This window comes from Xylanibacter rarus, assembly GCF_001275135.1.
GTDB classification, from domain to species: domain Bacteria; phylum Bacteroidota; class Bacteroidia; order Bacteroidales; family Bacteroidaceae; genus Prevotella; species Prevotella rara.
In genome coordinates, this window is sequence record NZ_LFQU01000025.1 from 12055 (window position 1) to 36088 (window position 24034).

12 protein-coding genes are annotated in these 24034 nt (G+C 46.6%); 7 read left to right on the top strand and 5 right to left on the bottom strand.

Annotated elements, in window-relative coordinates:
* The first annotated feature begins 155 nt into the window (after positions 1 to 155).
* The 7 genes from ACU52_RS11545 (at position 156) to ACU52_RS11575 (ending at position 13584) form a co-directional block, all read left to right on the top strand.
* The gene (locus ACU52_RS11545; protein ID WP_239684920.1) at positions 156 to 1478 is read left to right on the top strand and encodes a TolC family protein; all 1323 of its coding nucleotides are present in this window, start codon (positions 156 to 158) and stop codon (positions 1476 to 1478) included.
* Positions 1463 to 2716, top strand: a complete 1254-nt coding sequence (locus ACU52_RS11550) for an efflux RND transporter periplasmic adaptor subunit (protein ID WP_053398880.1) — start codon at positions 1463 to 1465, stop codon at positions 2714 to 2716. Before ACU52_RS11545 ends, ACU52_RS11550 begins: the two co-directional genes overlap by 16 nt.
* 338 nt (positions 2717 to 3054) lie before the next feature.
* A complete protein-coding gene (locus tag ACU52_RS11555; RefSeq protein ID WP_053398881.1) occupies positions 3055 to 5412 on the top strand; it encodes an ABC transporter permease in 2358 nt (785 codons plus the stop codon).
* Between the two features lie 105 nt (positions 5413 to 5517).
* The gene (locus tag ACU52_RS11560) at positions 5518 to 7899 is read left to right on the top strand and encodes an ABC transporter permease (protein WP_053398882.1); all 2382 of its coding nucleotides are present in this window, start codon (positions 5518 to 5520) and stop codon (positions 7897 to 7899) included.
* A 106-nt stretch (positions 7900 to 8005) separates the two neighbouring features.
* A complete protein-coding gene (locus tag ACU52_RS11565) occupies positions 8006 to 10363 on the top strand; it encodes an ABC transporter permease (RefSeq protein ID WP_053398883.1) in 2358 nt (785 codons plus the stop codon).
* Between the two features lie 68 nt (positions 10364 to 10431).
* Complete coding sequence (locus tag ACU52_RS11570) at positions 10432 to 12813, top strand: ABC transporter permease (RefSeq protein ID WP_053398884.1); 2382 nt, start codon at positions 10432 to 10434, stop codon at positions 12811 to 12813.
* 108 nt (positions 12814 to 12921) lie between these two features.
* Positions 12922 to 13584, top strand: a complete 663-nt coding sequence (locus ACU52_RS11575; RefSeq protein WP_021855743.1) for an ABC transporter ATP-binding protein — start codon at positions 12922 to 12924, stop codon at positions 13582 to 13584.
* A gap of 806 nt (positions 13585 to 14390) precedes the next feature.
* Here the strand turns inward: ACU52_RS11575 and ACU52_RS11580 are convergent.
* The 5 genes from ACU52_RS11580 to ACU52_RS11600 form a co-directional block, all read right to left on the bottom strand.
* Complete coding sequence (locus ACU52_RS11580) at positions 14391 to 16019, bottom strand: hypothetical protein (protein WP_147630854.1); 1629 nt, start codon at positions 16017 to 16019, stop codon at positions 14391 to 14393.
* Positions 16020 to 16141: 122 nt separating this feature from the next.
* Positions 16142 to 18475 (bottom strand): Ig-like domain-containing domain, encoded by a 2334-nt coding sequence (locus ACU52_RS11585; RefSeq protein WP_147630855.1) that lies wholly within the window; start codon positions 18473 to 18475, stop codon positions 16142 to 16144.
* A gap of 175 nt (positions 18476 to 18650) precedes the next feature.
* Complete coding sequence (locus ACU52_RS11590) at positions 18651 to 22418, bottom strand: choice-of-anchor J domain-containing protein (protein WP_082335269.1); 3768 nt, start codon at positions 22416 to 22418, stop codon at positions 18651 to 18653.
* A 27-nt stretch (positions 22419 to 22445) separates the two neighbouring features.
* The gene (locus ACU52_RS11595; RefSeq protein ID WP_147630856.1) at positions 22446 to 23099 is read right to left on the bottom strand and encodes a hypothetical protein; all 654 of its coding nucleotides are present in this window, start codon (positions 23097 to 23099) and stop codon (positions 22446 to 22448) included.
* 106 nt (positions 23100 to 23205) lie between these two features.
* The gene (locus ACU52_RS11600) at positions 23206 to 24030 is read right to left on the bottom strand and encodes an Omp28 family outer membrane lipoprotein (RefSeq protein WP_053398889.1); all 825 of its coding nucleotides are present in this window, start codon (positions 24028 to 24030) and stop codon (positions 23206 to 23208) included.
* Positions 24031 to 24034: the final 4 nt, after the last annotated feature.

The window sequence follows — 24034 nt, forward strand, 5'->3', positions numbered from 1 at the left end:
CCATTTTTCAGCCTCAACCATGCCTGTTGTCTAATTTTTATACGCCAGTGTCTAATTTTTGGACACTCACAAAAACGCGGATTTGCCGTATCTGCCTGATATACTGCAACATAGGTATTTTGGCACGGTTTTGGCAATGATAATGGTGTATGAATATGAAAATTGCCATAATTACTCTCGCACTTGCCGCCCCTGTGGCTGCCGGCGCACAACAGGAATGGTCGCTCGACCGCTGTGTCAGTTATGCCATTGAGCATGCTACCGAAATGGGACGCGAGCGTATCGAGCAGAAACAGGCCCTGACGGAATACCGCACCTCGCTGCTCGACTTCCTGCCAAGCGTCTCGGCCCAGGTGAGCGGACAGTACAACTGGGGACGAAACATCGATCCGGAGACCAACACATATAACAATGTTACTACATTCAACAACGGCTATCAGATAAGTGCGTCGCTGCCCGTGGTTGACTGGGGGCACACATGGAACGCGTTCCGCAAGGCCCGCATAACCAAGAACACGGCTGCCACGGCGCTGCAGAAGGCTAAAGACGACAAAGCCATAGAAGTGATGCAGAAGTTTGTCGACGCCGTGTATGCCATCAAGTCGATAGAAATTACCGACAGAAAGCTTGCCGACTCGAAGGCTCTGCTGGCAAAAACGCGCAGACTGTACGAACTGGGCGAGAAGAGCCGGCCGGACGTGGTGCAGATGGAGAGTCAGGTGGCAGAGGACGACTACAACCTGCTGCACCAGAAGAATCTGGCACGCACCGCCCTTATTGCCCTAAAGACGGCAATGAACTATCCTGCCGCCGACTCGCTCAGCCCCGACTGCTCGATGGCAGCGCTTACGTCGCAGATTCCCTCAAGTCTCATGGTTGACAGCATGGCACTGAGCGGCAAGCCCGACATAATAATGGCAGAAGCCAACGTCGAGAAGGCAAGGCTCGAATGGAAAATAAGACGTGCCGACCTGCTGCCGCAGCTGTCGCTGGGTGCCGGCGTATCAACCAACTACTACATAAATCTCTCTCAACATCAGGACAGACTGCCGTTCAGGTCGCAGTTTCGCAACAACTTGGGCGAGTATGTCTACCTTACACTGTCTATCCCCATCTTCTCTCCTTCCACATGGAGCTCGGTAAAGCGCGCCAAGGCCGACTATCAGCTCGCCATGCTCGACGCACAGGACGCGCGGCGCAAGCTGAACGACGCCGCCCTGCAGGCCGTAACCGACTATGAGGGCTACCAGAAGGAAGTGAGACAGATGGAGAAGAAGGTGGCTGCCGACTCGCTGGCCTACCGCCTGTCTTACCGCAAATATGAGGAGGGCATGCTCTCTACGTTCGACATACACGAGGCGGCGCAGACTTATCTCGAAAGCAGCATAACGCTGCTGCAGCTGAGAATGCTGCTCGCCATAAGACAGAAACTCGTAAGATACTACATAAACAACGAACCGCTATGGACATTAAACTGAAACAGAAGAAATACTGGATTCCAAAAAAATACTGGCTGTGGGCCGGCGGAGGCGCACTTATAATAGTGCTGCTGATATGGCTCGCCACGATGAACTTCACGTCGACGCTGCGTGTAGACCGCCGCGGCCTCAGCATAGGCAAGGTAAGCAAGGCACAGTTTGACGACTACGTGAGCGTAGACGGCAGCGTGGTGCCCATACAGGTGGTGCAGATTTCGTCGGAAGAAGGCGGCGTGGTGCTCGAAAAGGTGAAGGAGGAAGGCACACACGTGAGCAAGGGCGACGTGATAATACGCCTCAACAACTCTAACCTCGACCTCGAGATTCTCAACGCAGAGAGCGAACTGGCTGAGAAGCAGAACATGCTGCGCAGCACGCGCCTGTCGATGGAGCAGGACCAGCTGAACAACAGCAACGAGGCGCTGCAGCTGAGCATGGACGTAAAGACAAAGCGCAGGGCATATAACCACCAGGCAGCGCTGCAGAAGGAGGAGCTGAACTCGCGCGAAGACTATCTGAAGGCCAAGGAAGAATATGAGCTGGCTGTGCAGAAGGAGAAGCTGATAAGGCAGCGGCTCAAGAAGACCAACGAGCTTAACCGCTCGCAGGTGGAGCAGATGGCTTCAGACCTGGCGTCGATGCGCAAGAACGTGGAGCTGGTGCGCGAGCGCAAGGCAAGACTGAACGTGCGCTCTACAATAGACGGCGAGATTGGTCTGCTGGACGTAGAACTGGGCCAGAGCATATCGCCGGGACAGAAAATAGGCGTCATCAACGACCTGAGCGACTACAAGGTGGAGGCACAGGTGGACGAGCACTACATCGACCGAGTGCATGCCGGACTGTCGGCCACGTTCGAGCAGAACGGCAAGACATATCGCCTGACCGTGCGCAAGGTGTATCCGGAGGTGCGCGAAGGCCGCTTCAAGATAGACTTCACCTTCAGCGGCTCGCGCCCGAAGAACATACGCACAGGACAGACCTACTATGTCGACCTGCAACTTGGCGAGTCGAAAAAGGCAATAATCATACCCAAAGGCACGTTTTACAGCGTGACGGGAGGCTCGTGGATATTCGTTCTCGACAAGGACGGCCGCAAGGCATACAGGCGCAAGATACGCATAGGGCGGCAGAATCCGCAATATTATGAGGTGCTTGAGGGCCTCGAACCGGGCGAGCAGGTGATAGTGAGCGGATATGAGGGCTATAAAAACAACGAAATACTCGTGCTCGAATAATCACGCCAAACCTGACATGCCGACAGAATGAGCCGTGTCTGACATCGGAAAAGATACATTACGGCAACCGTCAGATGTAAATATATTTCGCGTTGGCAACAGCGCCGCAAGGCAACAGCCGCAAAGGCGTAATGCAAAAGGTGGCCTTTCGCACTGCAAAACATGGTCTTTCAGGCTGTAAAAAGGCACCTTTCAGAGGCTAAAAGACGGTCTTTTGCAATGCCTCACATAACCTTTTGATTATCAATCGGTTATAAACCAACAAACCCAATGCGGCAAACAGCACAGAAAAAGGCTGCAAAGCGCACGAAAAATGAAACATAATAACAGCATAAAATATGAGCAACTTTAACCTTAAAAGCTATTTCACGTTCCTTTCGAGGAACAAGACATACACGGCTGTGAACGTGTTCGGACTGGCCGTAAGCCTGACATTCGTCATCATCATCGGACTGTACACGTGGCAGGAGTTCTATATCGACCGCCAGCACAGCAAGGCAAAGCGCATTTACAACATAGGCCTCAACATGGACGACGGCACATGGCGAACAGCCAACTGCCACCACGCCGTGCTGCGATACCTGCGCTCACGGTATCCTGAAATAGAACAGACGTGCGGCTTCACAGCAGGAAGTCTGAAACTGAAAGATAACGGCAACTTTGTCAATCTAAATGTTCTCGAGGCAGACTCGACGTTCTTCTCAATGTTCGATTTTCCCTTTGTGCAGGGCAACCGCACCAACAGTCTCGACCAGAAGGGCAACATCGTGCTGACAGAGAGTGCCGCACGCCGCCTGTTCGGCAACACTGCGGTAATAGGCCGCACCCTGACAACAGCCAACGACAATCACTTCCGCGTTACAGGCGTGGTTAAAGACTTCGACAACACCTTTATCGACAAGGACATACAGGGCGTGATCGACTTCTCATACACCATCAACATGGCCAACATGGACGAAAATTTTCCGCACATGGTCAACATAACCGGTGCGGCATCGTTCGTGCAGGTGCGTGAGGGCTGCGACTTTGCAGCAAAGCAGAAAGACGTGGACGCCTACTTCCAGACATTCTGGGAAGATAACCACCCTATCATAACACGCCTCGACAAACTGTATTTTTCAGGTCTTGATGCCTTTCTTATGCAAATGGGTAATCTTACATTGGTAAAGATACTGCTCGCCGTGGGCATTGCGATACTTCTATTTTCCATAATGAACTACGTCAACCTGACCGTGGCACAGAGCGGATACAGGGCACGCGAAATGGCCACCCGCCGCCTGTTCGGCTGCACCAGGGGTACTGTCGGCGTAAACATGTTCACCGAATCGTTGGTGATGTGCGTCATATCCCTGCTCATAGCCGTGGCGTTGGCCTGTGCGTGTGCGCCATACGCAAGCCTGCTGCTTGACACAAAGCTCGACCTCAGCCTGCTTGCAAGTCCGCTTACTGTCGGCATCATGGCGGCTTTCATCCTGCTGGTGAGCCTCGCCTCAGGTGTGCTTCCGGCCACGATACTGTCAAGGGTGAAGCCCATCGAGGTGGTGCGCGGCACGTTCCGCAAGCACACCAAGATGATATTCTCGCGCGTTTTCATAACGGTGCAGAACATTATAACCATAACCATGCTGGCATGCGCCATGATAATGTCGATGCAGATGCTGCATCTTACAAAGGCACCGCTGGGCTTCAACACCGAGAACATTATCTGCATAGAATATCCCGACAACTACTCCAGCCAGAATTCAGGCGAATTTGAAGACCGTCTGCGCTCGTTGCCGTTCGTAAAGGCAGTGGCTCCGTCATGCGGAACTCCGGCTACCGGCGGCAACAACAACACCGTAACGTTTGACGGGGAGAAACGCGAATGGTCGTTCCAGTTCATCAGCGGCACACCCGAAATGATGAAAATATACGGCCTTACATTGAAAAACGACCTGCACGCCAAAGGCGACAGTATTGTATATCTTAACGACATGGCGATGAAGGCATTGCAGATGAAACCCACGGACAGACACCTTAGCAGCCGCTACGAACAGATAAGGTATGGGTATTTCCGCAAGAATGCTGAATTCGGCGGCGTGCTCAACGAATTGCGCATACGCAACATTCTCGAAGAGCAGCACCCTCTGCTCGTACAGGCGTGCAACAACATACAGAATCCGTGGAACATCTCAATACTCGTCAGCGGCGACCCCGTGGAGGCATATGCCAAGATAAAGGATGTATATAAGGAAGTGTTCCACGAAGACATCGACGAGTCCAGTTCGCCGTTCGTAGATAAGTATGTGCAGGAACGCTTCAAGCAAGAGCTGCGCACAACCAAAATCGTGTCGCTCTTCGCCTTCATAGCCATCATAATCTCGCTGCTCGGACTTGTGGCAATGTCGACATACTTCATACAGCAGCGCGCAAGAGAGATTGCCGTGCGCAAGGTGTTCGGCTCTACCGGCAACCAGATACGCCTGCGACTGATACGCACGTTCATGCTATACGTTGGCATCGCCTTCATCATAGCCGTGCCGATAGTGGTGCATTTCATGTCGAAATGGATCGAGCAATACAGCTACCGCATCGTATGGTGGCCGTGGATTGTTGCGGCAGGAGCAATCGTTATGCTTATAAGTCTGGCTGCCGTGGCTGTGCAGAGCTGGATGGCGAGCAACGAAAACCCCGTGAAGAACATCAGGCAGGAGTAAGAGTCACAGAAAGAACATCGTGAAGAAAAGGCTTCGCCATGACCGGGAAACTCTGAAAAATGAACGGACAAGTATAAAATTTGTGTAACATAACAGATACAAGATATGAGCAACTTCAACCTTAAAAGCTATTTCACGTTCCTCTCGAGGAACAAGACATACACGGCTGTGAACGTGTTCGGACTGGCCGTAAGCCTGACATTCGTCATCATCATCGGACTGTACACGTGGCAGGAGACAAGCATCGACCGCCAACACAGCAAGGCAGACAGAATATATAACATAGGACTTGAGTTTATGGATGACAGCAGCCGAGTGATGGGTTGCCACCACGCGTCGCTGCGTAACCTGCGCATGCACTATCCGGAAATTGAAAACACATGCGGCATGGTGACAGGAAGCATAAAGGTCAGAGACCGCGACGATGTTCTGAACGTGAACACTATTAACACCGACTCGACGTTCTTCTCTATGTTCGACTTCAAGCTGCTGCGCGGCGACCGCGCCACCTGTCTTAGCAACAAGGGCAACATTGTGGTTACAGAACAGTTTGCGCACCGGTATTTCGGCACAGACGACGTACTGGGACGCACCATAATGACCACCGACTCGCTGCACTTCAGGGTTACGGGAGTGGTGCAAAACTTCGACAATACGATAATATCAAAGAACACAGATGCGCTTGTTGACTTTGCTTATGCCGAACGTGAAGGTGAAGGAAACATGGACAAATATTTTCCGGGACAGATAAACGTAACCAACTGTGCCTGCTTCGTGCTGGTGCGCGAAGGCTGCGACCTGATGCAGAAAGAAGCCGACATACAAAAGTTCTGGCCTACATTCTGGCCCTATGAACCGGCTATGCCCCTACGGCCGTTCCTGACACCGCTCAACAAGCTCTACTTCAACGACACGCCGAAAGTAAACGTCATGCAGTTTGGCAATATTAACATGGTAAGAATCCTGCTTGCCGTTGGACTGGTGATTCTGCTGTTCTCAATCATGAACTACATCAACCTGACCGTGGCGCAGTGCGGCTACCGCGCAAGAGAGATGGCCACGCGCCGCCTCTTCGGATGCAGCAGGGCCGGCATCATCACCAACATGTTCAGCGAGTCGCTCACCATGTGTGCCTTTTCATGCATTATAGCCGCTGCAATGGCCACAGCCACAGCCGGATTCGCAGGCCGCATAATCGGCAAGGACATAGACACAGGAATACTGGCCACACCATGGGCCATAGCCGCAATAGTGCTGTTTGTCGTAGCTGTAAGCCTGCTGGCAGGCATCATTCCGGCCACTGTGCTGTCAAGGGTAAAACCGATTGAGGTGGTGAGAGGTACGCTGACAAAGCACACAAAGATGATTTTCTCGCGCATCTTCATAACAACCGAAAACCTGATTACGATAGTGCTGCTGTCGTGTGCACTTATAATGTCTATACAGATGCGGCATCTGCTGAATGCTCCGGTAGGATACAACAGGGAAAACATAATAAGCCTATTTGATCCGTGGAAGTTCAACGGCAACGACCTCACCGTATTTCTAGACAAAGTGCGCGAGCTGCCGTGTACAGAAAAAGCCACAGCCACCTGTGGATGTGCCGTATATGGAGGAAACAATACCGGAATAACTTTTGAAGGAGACAAGGCGCAGACAACCGTACACATATTCAACGTAACGCCGGAATTTATGGAGATATACGGCATAACGCCTAAAAACGGCGAAAAGATTCAGTCAGGCAACACGCTGTATCTTAACGACCAAGCCCTGGAACTGCTGCACATGAAACCTACGGACACACACCTCAGCCGCAGATACAAAAGCTCAAAGTCAAACATGCTGCCTGTCGACGTAAGATACGGAGGAGTAATAAACAATTTTCATACGACAAATATTCTGCAGCCGATAAGTCCGTATTTCATCTTCGTAAACGACAAGATTGAATATCCCTGGTATGTAACGATAAAGGTGAAAGGCGACATCGTTGACGCACTAAACGAAGTGAAGAAGGTTTATAAAGAAGTGTTTAAGGAAGAAATAAACGACAGCAGGCCTATGACTGTAACCGGCCAGATAGCAGAACTTTTTGAGAAAGACATACGCACATCCAAGATTGTATCGCTCTTCGCCTTCATTGCCATCATAATCTCGCTGCTCGGACTTGTGGCAATGTCGACATATTTCATACAGCAGCGCGCAAGGGAGATTGCCATACGCAAGGTGTTCGGTTCTACGGGCAACCAGATTCGCGTAAGACTTATACGCACATTCATGCTATACGTGGGCATCGCATTTGTCATAGCCGTGCCGATAGTCGTTCATTTCATGTCGAAATGGATCGAACAATACAGCTACCGCATCGTATGGTGGCCGTGGATTGTGGCGGCAGGAGTAATCGTCATGCTTATCAGCTTGGCCGCCGTAGCTGTGCAGAGCTGGATGGCGAGCAACGAGAACCCCGTGAAGAACATCAGGCAGGAATAAATCTCTGTAACTGAAGACGATGCCTCTGGCAAATGTCCACATGGGCAAGACAGCCGCATAAGGCATAAGAAAAAACAATATTTGTAATGTATATACGAAAACAGCAATGAGCAACTTCAACCTTAGAAGCTATTTCACGTTTCTCTCAAGGAACAAAATATACACGGCAGTGAATGTGTTCGGACTGGCCGTAAGCCTGACATTTGTCATCATCATCGGACTGTACACGTGGCAGGAGACAAGCATCAACCGGCAGCACAGCAAGGCAAAGCGCATATACAACATAGGACTGATGTCCGACGACAGCATCGGTACGGCCAACTGTCACCATATAGTCCAAAGATACTTGCGTGACAGATATCCTGAAATAGAAAAGACATGCGGCTTCACAACCGAAAACATGAAGCTGAAAGACAGGGACAACTTTGTCAACGTAAATGTAATGGAGACCGACTCGACATTCTTCGACATGTTCGACTTCCCCCTGCTCTATGGCAACCGCGCCACTTGTCTCATGCAGAAAGGCAACATTGTGCTGACGGAGAGCTTGGCGCTCCGCATGTTCGGAACGGCAAATGCCGTTGGCCGTGACATAACAACCGCCGACAACACCCACTTTCGCGTTTCAGGAGTGGTGGCAGACTTTGACAACACCATCATAGATAAAGACATTGATGCAATAGTCGACTTCTCTTTCTGCAAGAACCTTGCAAACAAGGATGAGTATTTCTATCAGTTTGCAAACTACCTTATGTGCTCGGTTTTCATACAGGTACACGAAAACAGCGACTTCATGGCTAAACGGAATGAAGTGAGAAAGTATCTGCATGAGACCGTCAAAGACTGGCAGCCCACGATAACGCGCCTTGACAAACTGTATTTCTCCGGACTCAACGCCTATTCAGGACTACATCTCGGCAACCTTATGCTGGTAAAAATTCTGTTCGCCGTGGGACTCGTTACGCTGCTTTTCTCCATTATCAACTACATAAACCTGACCGTTGCACAAAGCGGTTACCGCGCAAGAGAGATGGCTACACGCAGGCTCTTCGGGTGCAGCAAGAACAGAGTGGCAGTCAACTTGTTCATAGAATCGCTCGTGATGTGCGCCATTTCGCTGCTTATCGCCGTTATGCTGGTACATATAGCCGCCCCTTATGCAGGCCGGTTGCTCGACACAAAGCTCAACCTGTCTTTGCTCATACACCCATATTGCATTGGTCTGACGGCTGTTGTCGTCATTGCGGTGAGCATCATTGCCGGCATACTTCCTGCCACAATACTGTCACGGGTGAAGCCCATCGAGGTGGTGCGCGGAACATTCCGCACGCAGACAAAGATGATTTTCTCGCGCATCCTCATAACCGTACAGAACATCATAACCATAACCATGCTGGCATGCGCCTTTATTATGGTCAGCCAGATGCTTCATCTGACGAAAGCTCCACTTGGCTTCAACACGAAGAACATAATAGCCTTAAAGCTTAACTACACAACGGACAACGACCTTACCAACGAGTTTATCAACCGTCTGCGCACTCTTCCGCCGGTAAAGGCTGTGGCCCCGTCTAACGGAACCCCGGCTGACGGAGGCAACGACCCGTCTGTGCAATTTGAAGGGGACAAGGACATAAGCCGCTTCAACTTCATAACAGGCACGCCTGAAATGATGAAGATATACGGCATAAAGATGAAAAACGACTTCAACCTGAAAGGTGACAGCATAATTTACATGAACGACCAAGCTCTGCAATATCTGCATATGAAACCAAACTCAACGCATATGAGCGAAAGGTTTGACAGTTTCGTGCTGACATACTTTGCAAAAAGCGCAAGATACGGGGGCGTAATCAACGACTTCCACGTACGCGACATATGCAACAACACGAAAGGCATAATATTGCTGACGTGCAGGAACATTAAGCACCCCCTCAACATATCAATACTCGTAGAGAGCGACCCCGTGGAGGCATACGCCCGGATAAAGGAGATATATAAAGAGGTATTTCATGAGGAAGTGGACGAAAGCACACCACCGTTTGTAGATAAACAGATAGAGAAACGCTTCGAGCAGGAAATCCGCACGTCTAAAATCGTGTCGCTCTTCGCCTTCATAGCCATCATAATCTCGCTGCTCGGACTTGTGGCAATGTCGACTTATTTCATACAGCAGCGCGCAAGAGAGATAGCCGTGCGCAAGGTGTTCGGCTCTACGGGCAACCAAATACGCATAAGACTGATACGCACTTTCATGCTCTACGTAGGCATCGCATTTGTCATAGCCGTGCCGATAGTGGTGCATTTCATGTCGAAATGGATCGAGCAATACAGCTACCGCATCGTATGGTGGCCGTGGATTGTGGCGGCAGGAGTAATCGTAATGCTTATCAGCTTGGCTGCCGTGGCAGTGCAGAGCTGGATGGCGAGCAACGAAAACCCCGTGAAGAACATCAGGCAGGAATAGGCCGGCACCGTAAGACAAGACTGCGGCAAGCAGACAACAAGAAAAATCATTAAACAACATATCAGAAGATGAACAACATAACGCAAGCATTAAAGAACCTGACACGCCGTGGACAGCACAACATAATAAAGATATTGTGCCTCGGCATTGGCTTTGCACTGGCGTCGGTGCTGATAGCGAAACTATGGTATAAGCACGAATACGACACGTGCTACCCCGACCATGACCGCATCTACCGCATAAGCGAAAAGATAAGTAGGGGCTCTGATCCGGAAGCTACATACGGCAACACGCCCGGAGGCATAGCCACGACGCTGAAAAAATATATTCCCGAGATAGAAACGGCAACAAGAATAAACCCTGCATGCAATGATGAGGAAATGAAAATAAACGGAGAACGACGCGTCAAAGGAAACATATACGTTGTTGACTCGTGTTTCTTCAAAATGTTCCCGACCAGGATATTGGAGGGCAACGCCGACGAGGTGCTGGCAAAGCCGTATTACTGTCTTGTGTCACGGACTATGGCTGAACGCATGGGCGGCAACGTGATAGGACGCAAACTGGAGCTTACTTCTATTCCGGGACTGACGATGACCATAGGCGCAGTATACGAGGACTATCCATGGAACTCTTCTTTTCACGACTATGACGTAATGCTCTCAATGACAACACAGCGCAGCTTCAGCTACGACGGACAGGACAATCTGGCGGGCAACGACCGCTACTACTCGTTCATAAAGGTGAGCAAGGGATGCCATCCTGAGCAGGGCGACTTTGACAATAAGGTGAACGAAATAGTAAGCAAATTTCTTGCCCTACTTGAAAAGGAAGAGATAAAATTCTCGCTGAAGTTCACTCCCATATCAAAATATCACCAAGAGGACAGCTACTTCAGGCAGACATTCCTCATGATGATGATATTAGCGGCGGTGATTCTCGCGGCAAGCGTGCTCAACTATCTGCTGATTGTGATTGGCAACACGGTTACGAGAGGACGCGAAATGGCCGTAAGAAAATGCTACGGAGCCATGCCGCGTAACATATTAGGCATAACCATGGCCGAAACCCTGCTGCATATCGTGCTGGCAATGATGCTGGCCGCAGCACTGATATACGCCTGCAAAGGCTCGATAGAGACGCTGCTGTCGGCCCCGGTCAGCTCACTTTTCACCGGCAAGGGCACACTGTTCCTCACAGCATTGCTGATAGTGGTGTTCATCGTTAGCGCCCTGCTGCCGGGCAGGATATACAATGCCGTGCCCGTAACAACGGCGTTCCGCAACTTCACCGAGAGCCGCAGGCGCTGGAAGATGGCACTGCTGGCGGTGCAGTTTTTATTCGTCAGTTTTCTGGTATGCCTGCTGCTGATAGTCAACAGCCAATATTCCAAGCTCACAGACTTCGACCTCGGCTACTCTTATGACCGCCTCGCGATAGTCAACGTAAACCAAATAAAGGGCGAAAAGCGCAGCGCCATGGTTACAGAACTAAGCAAAATGCCAGAGATTGAGGCATGGACGGCTGTAACATCTCCCTTGTTTTCAAACGGCGGCGGCAACAACATAGTTGACCCGGAAACCGGTGAGGAGATGTTTAACGCCACCGACCTGTATATGGCAGGCGACAACTATCTCGACATGTTGGGCATAAAGCTCAGACAGGGGCGCGGATTCAACGCCAGCAGCGACAGTCTTAAGGAGATGATGGTAAGCCCCGACTTCGCACAGAAGCTGAAGAACGAGAAGAAATGGAAAGACGTGATTGGACGTAAGATTCTGATAACGGAACACAGCCAGACGGGCAAAGACCTGTTCACCATAGTAGGAATATATGATAATTTTCACGCCAATACGGCGCTCGACGATGACGACCGCCCCACGATGATGTTCCACTCAGACCCTTACGGCAGCTACATCAGTTATTTTCTGCTGAAGTTTCACGACCTTACGGCAGACAATATGCAGGCTGTGCAACAGCGGCTGCAGAGGCTTTATCCTGACGAAACAATCATCGTTGACAGCTATGCACGGCAGCTGGACACATGGTATGACAGCGTAAAGCATTTCCGCTCGGCTGTCATGACGGCAGGAATATGCGCGTTGCTTATAGCTCTGATGGGACTCATAGGATATGTGAACGACGAGATGCAGAGGCGAAGCAAGGAAATAGCCATACGCAAGGTGAACGGTGCAACCGCCATAAGCGTGCTGCGCATGGTGCTGGGCAACGTGCTGCTGACGGCCGTTCCGTCGGCAATAGCTGGGGCTATTCTTGCCGGGATTGTGGCGGGCAAATGGCTTGAGGACTTCAGCGTGAGGACAAACATGAGCCCGTGGCTCTTTGTGGCAGGCATATTGGCAGTGGTGGCGGTTATAGCCGCGACCGTGGCCGCCAATGCTTACCGCACGGCAAACAGCAATCCTGTAAAATACCTGAAGAACGAATAAGCACTTAACGCCTGAAAAGCAGGCATTGAAGAAAATATAGAAACAATAAAACTAACCGAGCTCACGAATACGGCGAAAGCCGTGAGGGGGCATAAAATAGAACAGAATATGATAAAGGTAGAAAATCTTAGCAAGTCGTTCCGCACGGAAGAGGTGGAGACTATAGCGCTTGACAACGTAACGTTCAACGTGGAAGACGGTGAGTTTGTGGCAATAATGGGTCCTTCGGGATGCGGCAAATCTACGCTGCTGAACATTCTCGGACTGCTGGACAACCCCACTTCTGGCCAATACTGGCTCGACGGCCAGGAGGTGTCGCTGCTGAAGGAAAAAGACCGCACGGGCATACGCAAGGGACAGATAGGCTTTGTGTTCCAGAGCTTCAACCTCATTGACGAGCTTAACGTAGAGGAGAACATCGAGCTGCCCCTGACATATCTGAAGGTTGGCAAGGCTGAAAGAAAACAGAAGGTGCAGGAGGTGATGAAGCGCATGGGCATAACTCACCGTGCAAAGCACTTTCCGCATCAGCTCTCGGGCGGTCAGCAGCAGAGAGTGGCAATAGCACGCGCCGTGGTGTTCGGCCCCAAGCTGATTCTGGCGGATGAGCCTACGGGTAATCTAGACTCTAAGAACGGCGCCGAGGTGATGCGCCTGCTGACAGAACTGAATCAGGACGGCACGGCAATAGTGATGGTTACGCACAACGAGCACGACGCGCAGATAGCCCACAGAACGATACACCTGTTTGACGGAAAAATCGTTGGATAGTGTGCCTGATGGTATTGTCATGGCCATGACGCCACAAAGGCTCAGGCAACAGCATCAGACCAGCAACACAAAAGACGTCCTTCAGCAGTACAAAAGGCATGCTTTCACGCTGTAAAACATGCCCTTTTGCAACGTGAAAGGACGTCTTTTGCATAAGCAGAAAACACGGAACGCCATAGGGAAAGGACTCTTTAAAGTAAACCAAATTTAGGGAAGTACACTGTAAACAATTTAGGTTTATTTTTTTGCGAAGGAACTCGTCACTCGTCACATTGCGACATAACGTCCTGAATGTCAAATCGTTGCGGTGTGACGAGTTGCCGTTGCAACTCATCACACAGAGTAAGCCCAAAGCAGGAAAATACATAAAATTGCTACGAAGTGATGAGTTGGAAATTCAACTCATCACACATTAACAGTCTAACTGTCAGCAACTTACGCACAGATGTGACGAGTGATGAGTTTTTTCAAAAAACTTTTTACGGCTTATTTACGGCGGACAGCTTGTCGGCAAACTGCCGAATACAATAATCGCCCATTACAGACAGGTCATTATAAGGACCAATAAAACCATGCTTTTAACCAAGCAACACGCCGGCATATAAAAGAGAAACACAAGCAAAGCATGCATAACAGACATCAGAATTTTGCGTTCAATGCTCACGGCTGACCATCGTGCGCAAAACCGTCAACGCGTGATTAATCTTAATCATACATGTTCTGAATCTTCAATAAAAAAACAAGCTGCCTCATAAAATAAATGAGACAGCCTGCGAAATTGTCAGTTATATATAAAATTGCAGTAATTATTTTACAACAACCTTCTTGCCGTTCATGATATAAACGCCCTTCTTAACACCTGTAAGAACAGTTGCAGCAGGAGCCTCCTTAACGAGGATACCGTCGATTGTGTAAAGCTTAACAACGGCATTGGCATCGTCACCAAGAACAGAATCTATACCTGTAGGATCAGTGTTGAATTTACCTGTAATCTCAACGCTGTCGCCATTGCTGAGCATTCCACCTTCTACAGTCAATGTAACCTCACGGTCCTTGCTTACGCCGGCAAGTGGAATATGGCTTACATAACCCGCATAAGATTTATCATAAGCAAACGGAACATCCTCTGCCTTGAATTCCTTTGTCTGGAGTGTGCCGCGGTTGTTGAGCCACTGCAACAGAACCTTGTCGAAAGTAAGAACACCAACTTCCTCCGGCAACCAGATTATGATCTCGCTGCAATCAGCCAGAGAGCTGCCTTCAGTAGGCAAGAAGTCATAATAAAAAGATATTTCCTGCTTCTTCAGAGGATAAGTAACAACGATGCCACTTGTTCCGGCAGAAGCGTTGTTTGTGAGAATAGCACGTCCGTCTGCAGTTGTAAGGCCCTTGATGTTCATTGTTATCACAGTCTGCACTTCACCGTTTCTTGAAGTCTCTACTGTCTCTGGGAAGCGGTAACCGCGGATATCAACAACAACAGTCTTGCCTTCGATAGTAAAATCAGGATTAAATGAACCCATAGAACCGGCCTCTGAATCGCCATAAGACAGGTCTACAGTTACCTTACTCTTATCAGTATTAAGTTCATCTGTGAAAGTAAATGTCAGCAAACCTTCTTCACCGGTTTCAGGATAATATGTATAAAGAGTTGTACCTTGTGCCGAATCTATAGAAACCAGCTCACCGGGCATCTCGCCCATAATCAGTGTAACAGAATAGTTTCCGTCCTCACCATAGATTACGCTCTCATCGTTAGCATCGCAAATACCTTCAAGAGTGATTTTAAACTTATCACCAACCTCAAGTTTACCGTCTTCAGCCATCTCACGGATAAACTTGCTCAGCTCGATGCTATAGAAATACTGAGTAGTATAGGTACCATTGATATATGCTGCGGGAATCTCTTCCTTTGTTTTAAATACGCCGTCAGCCTCCTCACCATACTCAATCCAGTTGTGGGCTATATCAACCGTACGGTCAAAAGCCAATTCAAGGTTTGAGCCAGAAACTGTATAGGTATCACCATCCGAAAAGTTAGATGTCAATGTGATAGGCATGCCTTCTCCGTTACCATAATAAATTGTAACATCTATTGAAGGCTCAGTAATCATACTGGTTGAGAAATAATAAGTTTTTCCTTCCTCAACCTCACTACTGAAGATTTTGTGACCTTCAGCGTCATAGCTTATAGAAAGGTTGTTGCCCTCTTCACCCATGGCATTACATTCAAACATCATAATGCCAAAATATCCGACATTAAAGTGGATGGTGTTGCTCTCAATAGCCTTCAGCTGTAAATAGTTTGCACCTGGCTGCAATTTAATAGTTACAGACTCAGACGGGTCATTAATCTCAATCGGAGTAAAAGTAACAGCCTTTAAACCTGTCAACCCCAATACAATACCGATTAAAGTAAAAATAAGTCGTTTCATGTCTAAATATTCTTGTCTGTTTTATTTTGAGGAAAAAGCTAAAGGCTGGTCGATGCGCTATTGCCATAAGGCCAAAGCGACAGGCTGCAGCCTTTAGCTTTTTATTTAAAATCTACGGCAGATTAGCGGATAACCACTTTCTGGCCGTTGATGATATAGATACCCTTAACGAGTTTCTTCATTACGTCAGCTTTCTTACCCTTGCTTACGAGGCAGCCGTCTACGCTGTAAACCTCAACAACAGCATTAGCATCTTCAACTTCTACACCACCGATGTTTGTAGAATTGTCAACGATGAATGTATATGTCAGCTCAGGATTGAAGAGATTGCCGTCAAGATCATAGAATGTTTCTTCAGGAATAACAACAGTGTAAGTACCATCTTCTGTTATTTCCGGAGTAAACGTAATCATCATCTTATTCATGTCATCACCTGTAGCATAATCGATCGCTGCAGAGATATTGCTTGCCTCAACACCGTCTTTCTTAACTGTGATAACATTGTTTGTGTTCAGTTCACCAACACCATACTTAGAATCTACAGTGAGTTCAACAGTAGCAATTGACTTAACTGTGCTTCCGTCAGCAGGTGTAACCTCTGTAGGAACGAGGATATTCTTAGGCATCTGATATGCGAGCAGGATAACACCGTCTGTGCCATAGCTGATAGGTGTGCCATTTTCATTAACAGCAGCAACAGATACGCCTATGTTGTTCTCAGCGAGAGCAGCCTCAGGAACAGTAACTGTTATAACCTTGCCTTCAACCTTTGCTTCAGCAGGAACACGAGTGTTCATACCATAAGTTACAAGAGCAGAGTTTACTTTAGCGCCCTCACCGCTCAATGTAATATTAATTTCAGCAGGAATCTCCTTGCTGTACTCGCCACCTTCTACGTAAGGAGCCGGGTCAACAGACTCAACTGCAAGAATAGCCGGGTCAATGTTGAATGCTACAGTGAAGTCTGGGTTACATGTACCATGACCCTGCAAACCATCAGTCCAAGGTGTTTCTTCGTTGAAATATTCGTTAGCAATTGACTGTGAATCTACCTTAAGAACATAAGCACCAAACTCATTGATTTCTTTCGGAGTCTGTGTGCCAATTTCAACAAACTGAGCTGTTACAACAAGGCCAAGACCTGTTTCATCCTCATTTGTAGTCAAAATTGCATCAGCAACTTTCTCTTCACCTTTGTAAACGGCAGCTGTAGCTGTAGATGTTGTATACACTTTCTCACCATATGTAAATTCCATCTTGCCCAAGCTTGTGCAGTAAGAATTTTCAGCAGGTGTTACAGATTTAAAGTTCAAAGAAGCGTCTGCAAAACGACCATCGTTCACACCAAATGTAAAATTGTAACCGCTTCCGAATACAACACTTTCAGGGAAGCCTTCTGCCTTAGGCTCAATTTCGTTGCCCTCTTCATCAGTCAAATCAAGCTGAAGGATAACGTCTGTTACAATAGTTCCCATAAAATTATAGAACGCCTCAGACATAGTACACTTGATAATAGAGTGGCCTTCTTCTGTATATGATACTTCTGCCTTTTCCCAGTCTAATGTTCCGTACATACCCATCGGGTAAACACAGTTCTTAACTTTAACTTTCTTGTCAACTTCAACAGTTACAACCTTTCTGTCATCCTTAAAGCTGAGCAGCTGGTCTTCTGTAGGATAAACGACATTTGGTTCCGGTTCAACTTTTACAAGATTTACAACAGTCTTTTCAACTTTTGCTGTACCACCTTCAAATGTCAGAGTTGTTGTCTCAGGAGTTTCAGTACCCTGCTCCATACCTTCCTTAGTCTGATATGACTCAATAATGATTTCGTATGTATTTCCTTCATACATATACCATGCATTATCAAGAACACGGTCGTCTTTTACAATTTTCTCAGGACCAACCATGATAACATCTTCACCTTCTTCAGCCTCAGATGTATAATACTGGTGCATAATGCCTTCATCACCATGGAACTCACAGTGAACATACTTAACCTTCTTGTTCAATGTAACCTTAACCTGATTATCCCAGCTGATTTTCTCAACCTTTGAACCCTGCTCAGGCTCTGAACTTACAACCTGCAAAGAGCTGGCACCTTTCTCCTCAAAAGAAACGGCTATCTCTAAATCAAAAAAGAGTTGTCTGTTATTATAAATAACATAAGTCTTACCAGCTTCAACCTCCAAAGAAGAAAAGTTTGCATCCACACCCATTGAAACATTCAACGGAGTTCCATCCTCCAACATAAATGTCGGGTAAGACCAACCATGCTTAAGAGATAAAGTACCATCTGCAGGAGCTGTAAAGCTAGCATAAACGATGTCATTTACAACATAAGTGTCACCATCGGCAATCACATACGGATCCTCTTTGGTACCCGAACCGCTTGGGGTAGCATTGACCCCCAAGACACATAGGAATGCCATCAAACTGATTAGTAAAGATTTCATAATACTTAATTTTAAATTAATAATAAGTTAGCATTAAATTATATAGGAAGGGTTGGGGACTAGCCCCATACCCTTTTCTATATCTTAGGTTCTTAAGGTCCATGCCTTGCTGTCTGCTGTATTATGTTTTGTGAAGTGTTTTTCTGATACAAACATACAAGGCAGATCTAAATATTTATTTAACGATTACTTTCTTAACAACGCTTACGCCGTCGCTTGTAGCCTTAACGATAAACAAGCCGTTCTTTCCGCCTGTGCTTACCTTAACAGCACCAGAAGTAGAGTTGACATTGCTTATTACGCTTCCGCTTACATCATAAACTGTAACGTTGAGATCGCTTCCGCCGTTAACGCTTATTGAACCGTTCTCACCAGAAATTGTGATACCGTTTTCAGATACTGTTGCATCGTTGATTCCAGCTGTTCCGGCTGACATCTTAAGTCTTGCAGCATTCAGAACGCGCTCTGTATTTGCATCGAGCAACATAACAACAACCTTAGTGTTATCCCAGTTCTTAACGTTTTCAGGCAAGCTGAATACCTTATTGAATGCAACAGGCTGACCTGCAGTTACGCTTACAGGGATGAAACCTGATTCACCTGCGAAGTTGTCGTTTGGCACTTTACGTGCAACATCGTTGAATGTTACAACAGCAACGCTTGAACCATACTTGCCGCCCTTACCGAACTCACCGAATATCGGCTGGTCGAGAACGTAGAAACCATTAAGCTGAGGTCCTTCCAAACCATCCTCAAGAACAACAAATGCAAGATTGTGGTTCAGAGAGTTCATGGTTAGAGCATAGTTTACATTACCTGTAATCTGTATGTTCTTGCTTGAAGCATCGTAAATAGCCTTGTCGATGCTGACATCTGCAATTGCATAGTTTTCGAACTCACGCTGAGCTACATCATAGAATGTATTGTTGCCTTCTGGTGAATCGAAGTGATACTGCTCGCTTCCATCAACATACATCGGCGCATAAAGAGTGTCTATACGATTAACCAGACCCATAGGCTGTGCTGTTATACCGAAATATGTATTATAGTTCTCATAAGCAAACTGGTCTGTTCCGATTATAGAGCTATGAATAGCGATAGGTATAACCTGCTCACCGTAAAGTTTCTCAAGATTTTCCATTGCAAGGATTCCCTGAGGACAGTTCTTACACTGCTGACCAGTGCTTTCTTCTATAACTACATGCTTTGTTGTCTCAAAAGCAAGGTTGCTGATAGTGTTTGTCTGGCTGTAAACAGTACCGCCGAGATCAATGCTTATAGTATACTTATTCTGTGCACCTACAGTCAGAGGCAACTTGTCAGGGAATGTGAAAGAATAATTCTCTGCACTTGTTATAGGCTTGCTAGGTGTATCTGTATAAGTGCTCTTGAATGAGCCGTCTTCAGAAGTAAGTGTTGCATTAATAGTGTTATAAGTCTTATCACTTGTAACCTTAACTATTACACCAACATTTGTAGACTCTTTGTTAACCTGCGTGCTTTCTACATTAGGAACGAAGTTGAAGTCGCCCTTGTAGTAAACCTTCAGATTATCCAAGAAGATCATACTCTGATTTTCGTTCTCATTAACGAAAGCGATATAGATATTCTTACCTGCATATTCTGCGAGAGATTTCTCAACATGTGTCCAGTCACCTGTCAGATTTTCCTCTGACTCACCGGGAGAAAGCTGCTCGTCATAAAGAACCTTACCATTAGCCTTGAACTTCTCATAAAGTTCTGTTGTGAAGTTAGAATAAACAGCATCATCCTCAAGAACGAGAACCTTAAGTCTGTCTGCCTTTGACTTATAGTATGACTGAACGTCAAAGCTGAGATAATAGTCGGCATTTTCTATTGACAGACGGGGTATTGCCATCCAGTCGTCAGATTTTCCTGTAGGATTATAGATAGATGTTGAAGCTGCACAATAGTCAGAGCTGCTTTCTGATTCACGGATTACGAAAAGCCAAGGAGAATTGTCGGCATCAAAGCCTAAATCCTGCATTGCACTTGACGGCTTGTTGTGGTCACCTTCATAAAGGAGGTATTTAACCATAGAGTTGCTAGGATCATTGAAGTCATCAGAGAAGAGGCTTCCGTCAGAACTGATTTCAGGCTCGTATGCACCTGTGTAATTAATTGTAATCTCATTGTTCGGACAGAATCCCATAATATCTGTAACAGAACCAGCCTCTACAACAACCTTATATTTCTCATCTTTTTCAAGATAACGCTTGAGGCTAGGATACAGAAGGATTGTGCTTTCTGCTCCCTGCACAAAGTTAAGTTCACAAACCGGTGATGTCTGACCATCTCTATACAGATAAGCCTTAGCATCTTCAGATATAGCGATAGACAAATCGAAGAGAATCTGTACAGGATGCTCTGAACTTATTTCAGATACATTTGCCTGATCTGCAGGAGAAACCTGCTGTACAGCAGCCGGAGCCTCGGCACGGCCGATATACTTAATTGTGATTTCATCACTCTTGATAGAGTTGTCTGCCATCAAATAGAATGCTCCAGCAGGAATCTTCATTGTATATTCCTCGCCTGCATTCAGAGCCTGAGGTATACCGCCAATAGTGAATGTCTTGTTACCAGACTGAGCCGTAATGTTATACTCTCTCAACACCTTACCAGAAGCGTCCATGAACTGAGCCTTAACACCAGATGTTACAGCGGCAGACTTAGAGAAAGCCAACTTCATCTGACTGAATTTAGCAAACTTAGAGCCATAAGCAGGAGAAACGGCATAAGTGCCTAATGGATTCACGCTGCTTGCAGCTTCGCTGATAGTTTCAGGAAGACGAATGATATAACCCTTTGTCTTTGTTTCAGACATACCGATTATGGTCTTTTCATCATCAGAAACTCCTTGAATTGTTCCTGTGAAATCATAGCCAGTACGCTCATAGAAGTTCATATCATAACGGCCAGAAAGAATTTCGTCTATTCCGTACCAAAGACTACCCACACGTACGTAAGCAGAACGGACAGGGTTTACGGCAGGACTGCAAGCAAATACAACGCCTGTATTTGAAACAGCACTTCCGGCACGGTCTTGCTCTTCGCTTTCTGTATTATATAATATACAAGAGTTGTCACTTGTATTGTAAAGATAGCTTGAAATGTATGAACCACCAGCCACCTGTACGATACCGGTAAGATATTTACCATTGTTACTCATTGTTGACTCGTCAACAAATGTTTCGTCAGGCACTTCTCCGAGAGCATTGTCTACATATTTGCACTCCTGAGTTGTCTTGTTGTAAACATAATAGCAAACAGTTGCAGGAGTTACAAAGTTAATAATACCAGAAAGGATGTTACCATCAGGACTAACATTGTCTATACGTACCTGCTGAGTGTTTGTTCCAAGCTTTGTTTTCTTTGGGAAGTTAGGAAGTTCAGCATACACATCAATTGCACGATATGTACCATCAGACTGCTTCTCCCACAAAAGCGGTGTTTCAACATAAGCATCACCTGAGAAGCTACCAGAATTGCTCCATCCGCTGATGTATTTGCCATCAGGTGTTACAGATGTAGCTTTTCCAGGATTCTCAGACTGAAGAGTGATCCACTTACCCTGATTCATGTCATAATAAGCAGGCTTGCTGTCATAGGTACCAACGATGATTTTTCCATCATTAGTAACGTCTGTTGCTTCGAGTGACTTTATCAAGTCTGCTTCAACCCAAAGTTCAGTAAGAGCACCTGTCTCTACATTAATAAGATAAGGATAGGCATACTTACTTTGATCATCATCATTCACACCAGCAGCAGTAGCCCACAAGCCATTGTCTGACAAAGATGTGAAAGCTGCAGCCTTGGGGAAACTCACAGTGGTAAGCTGTGCTTCCTGTGCTGAAGACGGAATTGCCCACAGCAGGCCCAAAGCCAACAGGATACATAAATATAAACTTTTCTTTACCATACAATAAAATTAAAAATAGGATTTATTTTACTTTACAATCACTTTCTCTATACGTCCGTCAGCATACTTCAGGATGTTTATGCCTTTCTGAGGAGCATCAAGAAGCTGACCATTGATTGAATAGCGTGCTACGACCTTATTATCTGCATTATTCTGAATACCGTCTATACTTGCAGTACCATCATAAATGAAATTAATAGTAATTTCAGAATCAGGCAGCATAGATTTAGATCCCTGAGCTGATATTTTCACTGTAGTTGTACCTGCAGCAACAGGAACCCACTCAGTATCAGTTGAGATATCAATAGTTTTGCCTGCATCAGCATTGGCATTCTTCTCTATTGTACCTTCACTATCCAAATTTGAGCAGTTTTCTGCACAGCAAGCAGCAAATGAGCCATTAGGCAAAGCTGTAACATTATAAGTAACTTTACAACTCTGAGATTCAGCAGAGTTATTCTTAATATAAACTCCACTTAAAGAAATCATTGGCACCTGTATTATTTCATAAGAGCCATCAGGATTAAATACGAAATCCTCTTTATAGGATACCTGATCCATTGTAAGAGTTGCACCATTTTCAATGGTATTGCCGTCACCATCAACGAATATAAAATTCTGTGCATTCATTGCTACACAGCTAAATAACAAAGCGATACAAAGAGTAAATAACTTTTTCATCTTGTTCTTTTTATTAAAATATTAAAATTGTTTTTTATAGTAGGATTGAAAGAGGATATCAATGAGAGTGCATCAAAATGAAATACACTCTCATCGACATTATTTATCATTCATTCGGTTGTGCGTCGTCTTCAGTACTGATAACGGGTACTTTAACTACCTGCTGAACACCACTATTGTTATATACGAATGCTACAACCGACATATTTTCAGCCTTCCAGTCTTCATCCAAGACGTAAGTGCTTGTTACAGTCTTTTCTTCATCCCAAGCTATGCTGAAATCTTCTCCGTCCTGTCCGTTGACAGCTGTGCGGAATACATGATTATGCACATATTGAGTATTGACAGATCCGTCTGGCATATACTGAATGTTTGTTATATTGTCTTCAGTAAGCCAAAGCTGCAGTTTACCTGTAACATCAAGCACGCCTTTTGCATTAACATTTATGGTTACGGTTCTTGTTGCCTCATCATAAGATGTTGTTGCATCAAGTGTGAGCGGAGCAGAAGCCTGCAATGCGTCACGGACGATTGTTCCCCAAGACTGATATGTACTTGAAACCGTTTTTCTGTCAATAACGCCGGTAGGCTGTGCATCTATGCCCCATGAATTAAAATAGTAATCACCTGTTTCAGTCCACAATGGGAAAGGCTGATTAGTTACAGTCTTAGAGAACGGACCACTATGAATACCCACAGCGATGACATTCTCTGCGCCATACTGCTCTTGCAGGCTTTCAATCATTTCTGAAGCATTCGGACAGTTAACGCAACGCTGTCCTGTGAAGTCTTCAATCAATACACGTTTCGCAACTTCTACAGGCTCCACTTCAATAAAGCGGTCGTCCTCATCAATGTTGCTACATGCCATCAGAGAAAGTGCTGCTGCACAGATGGCAAACTTATTATATATGTTATTTTTCAGCTTCATCTCT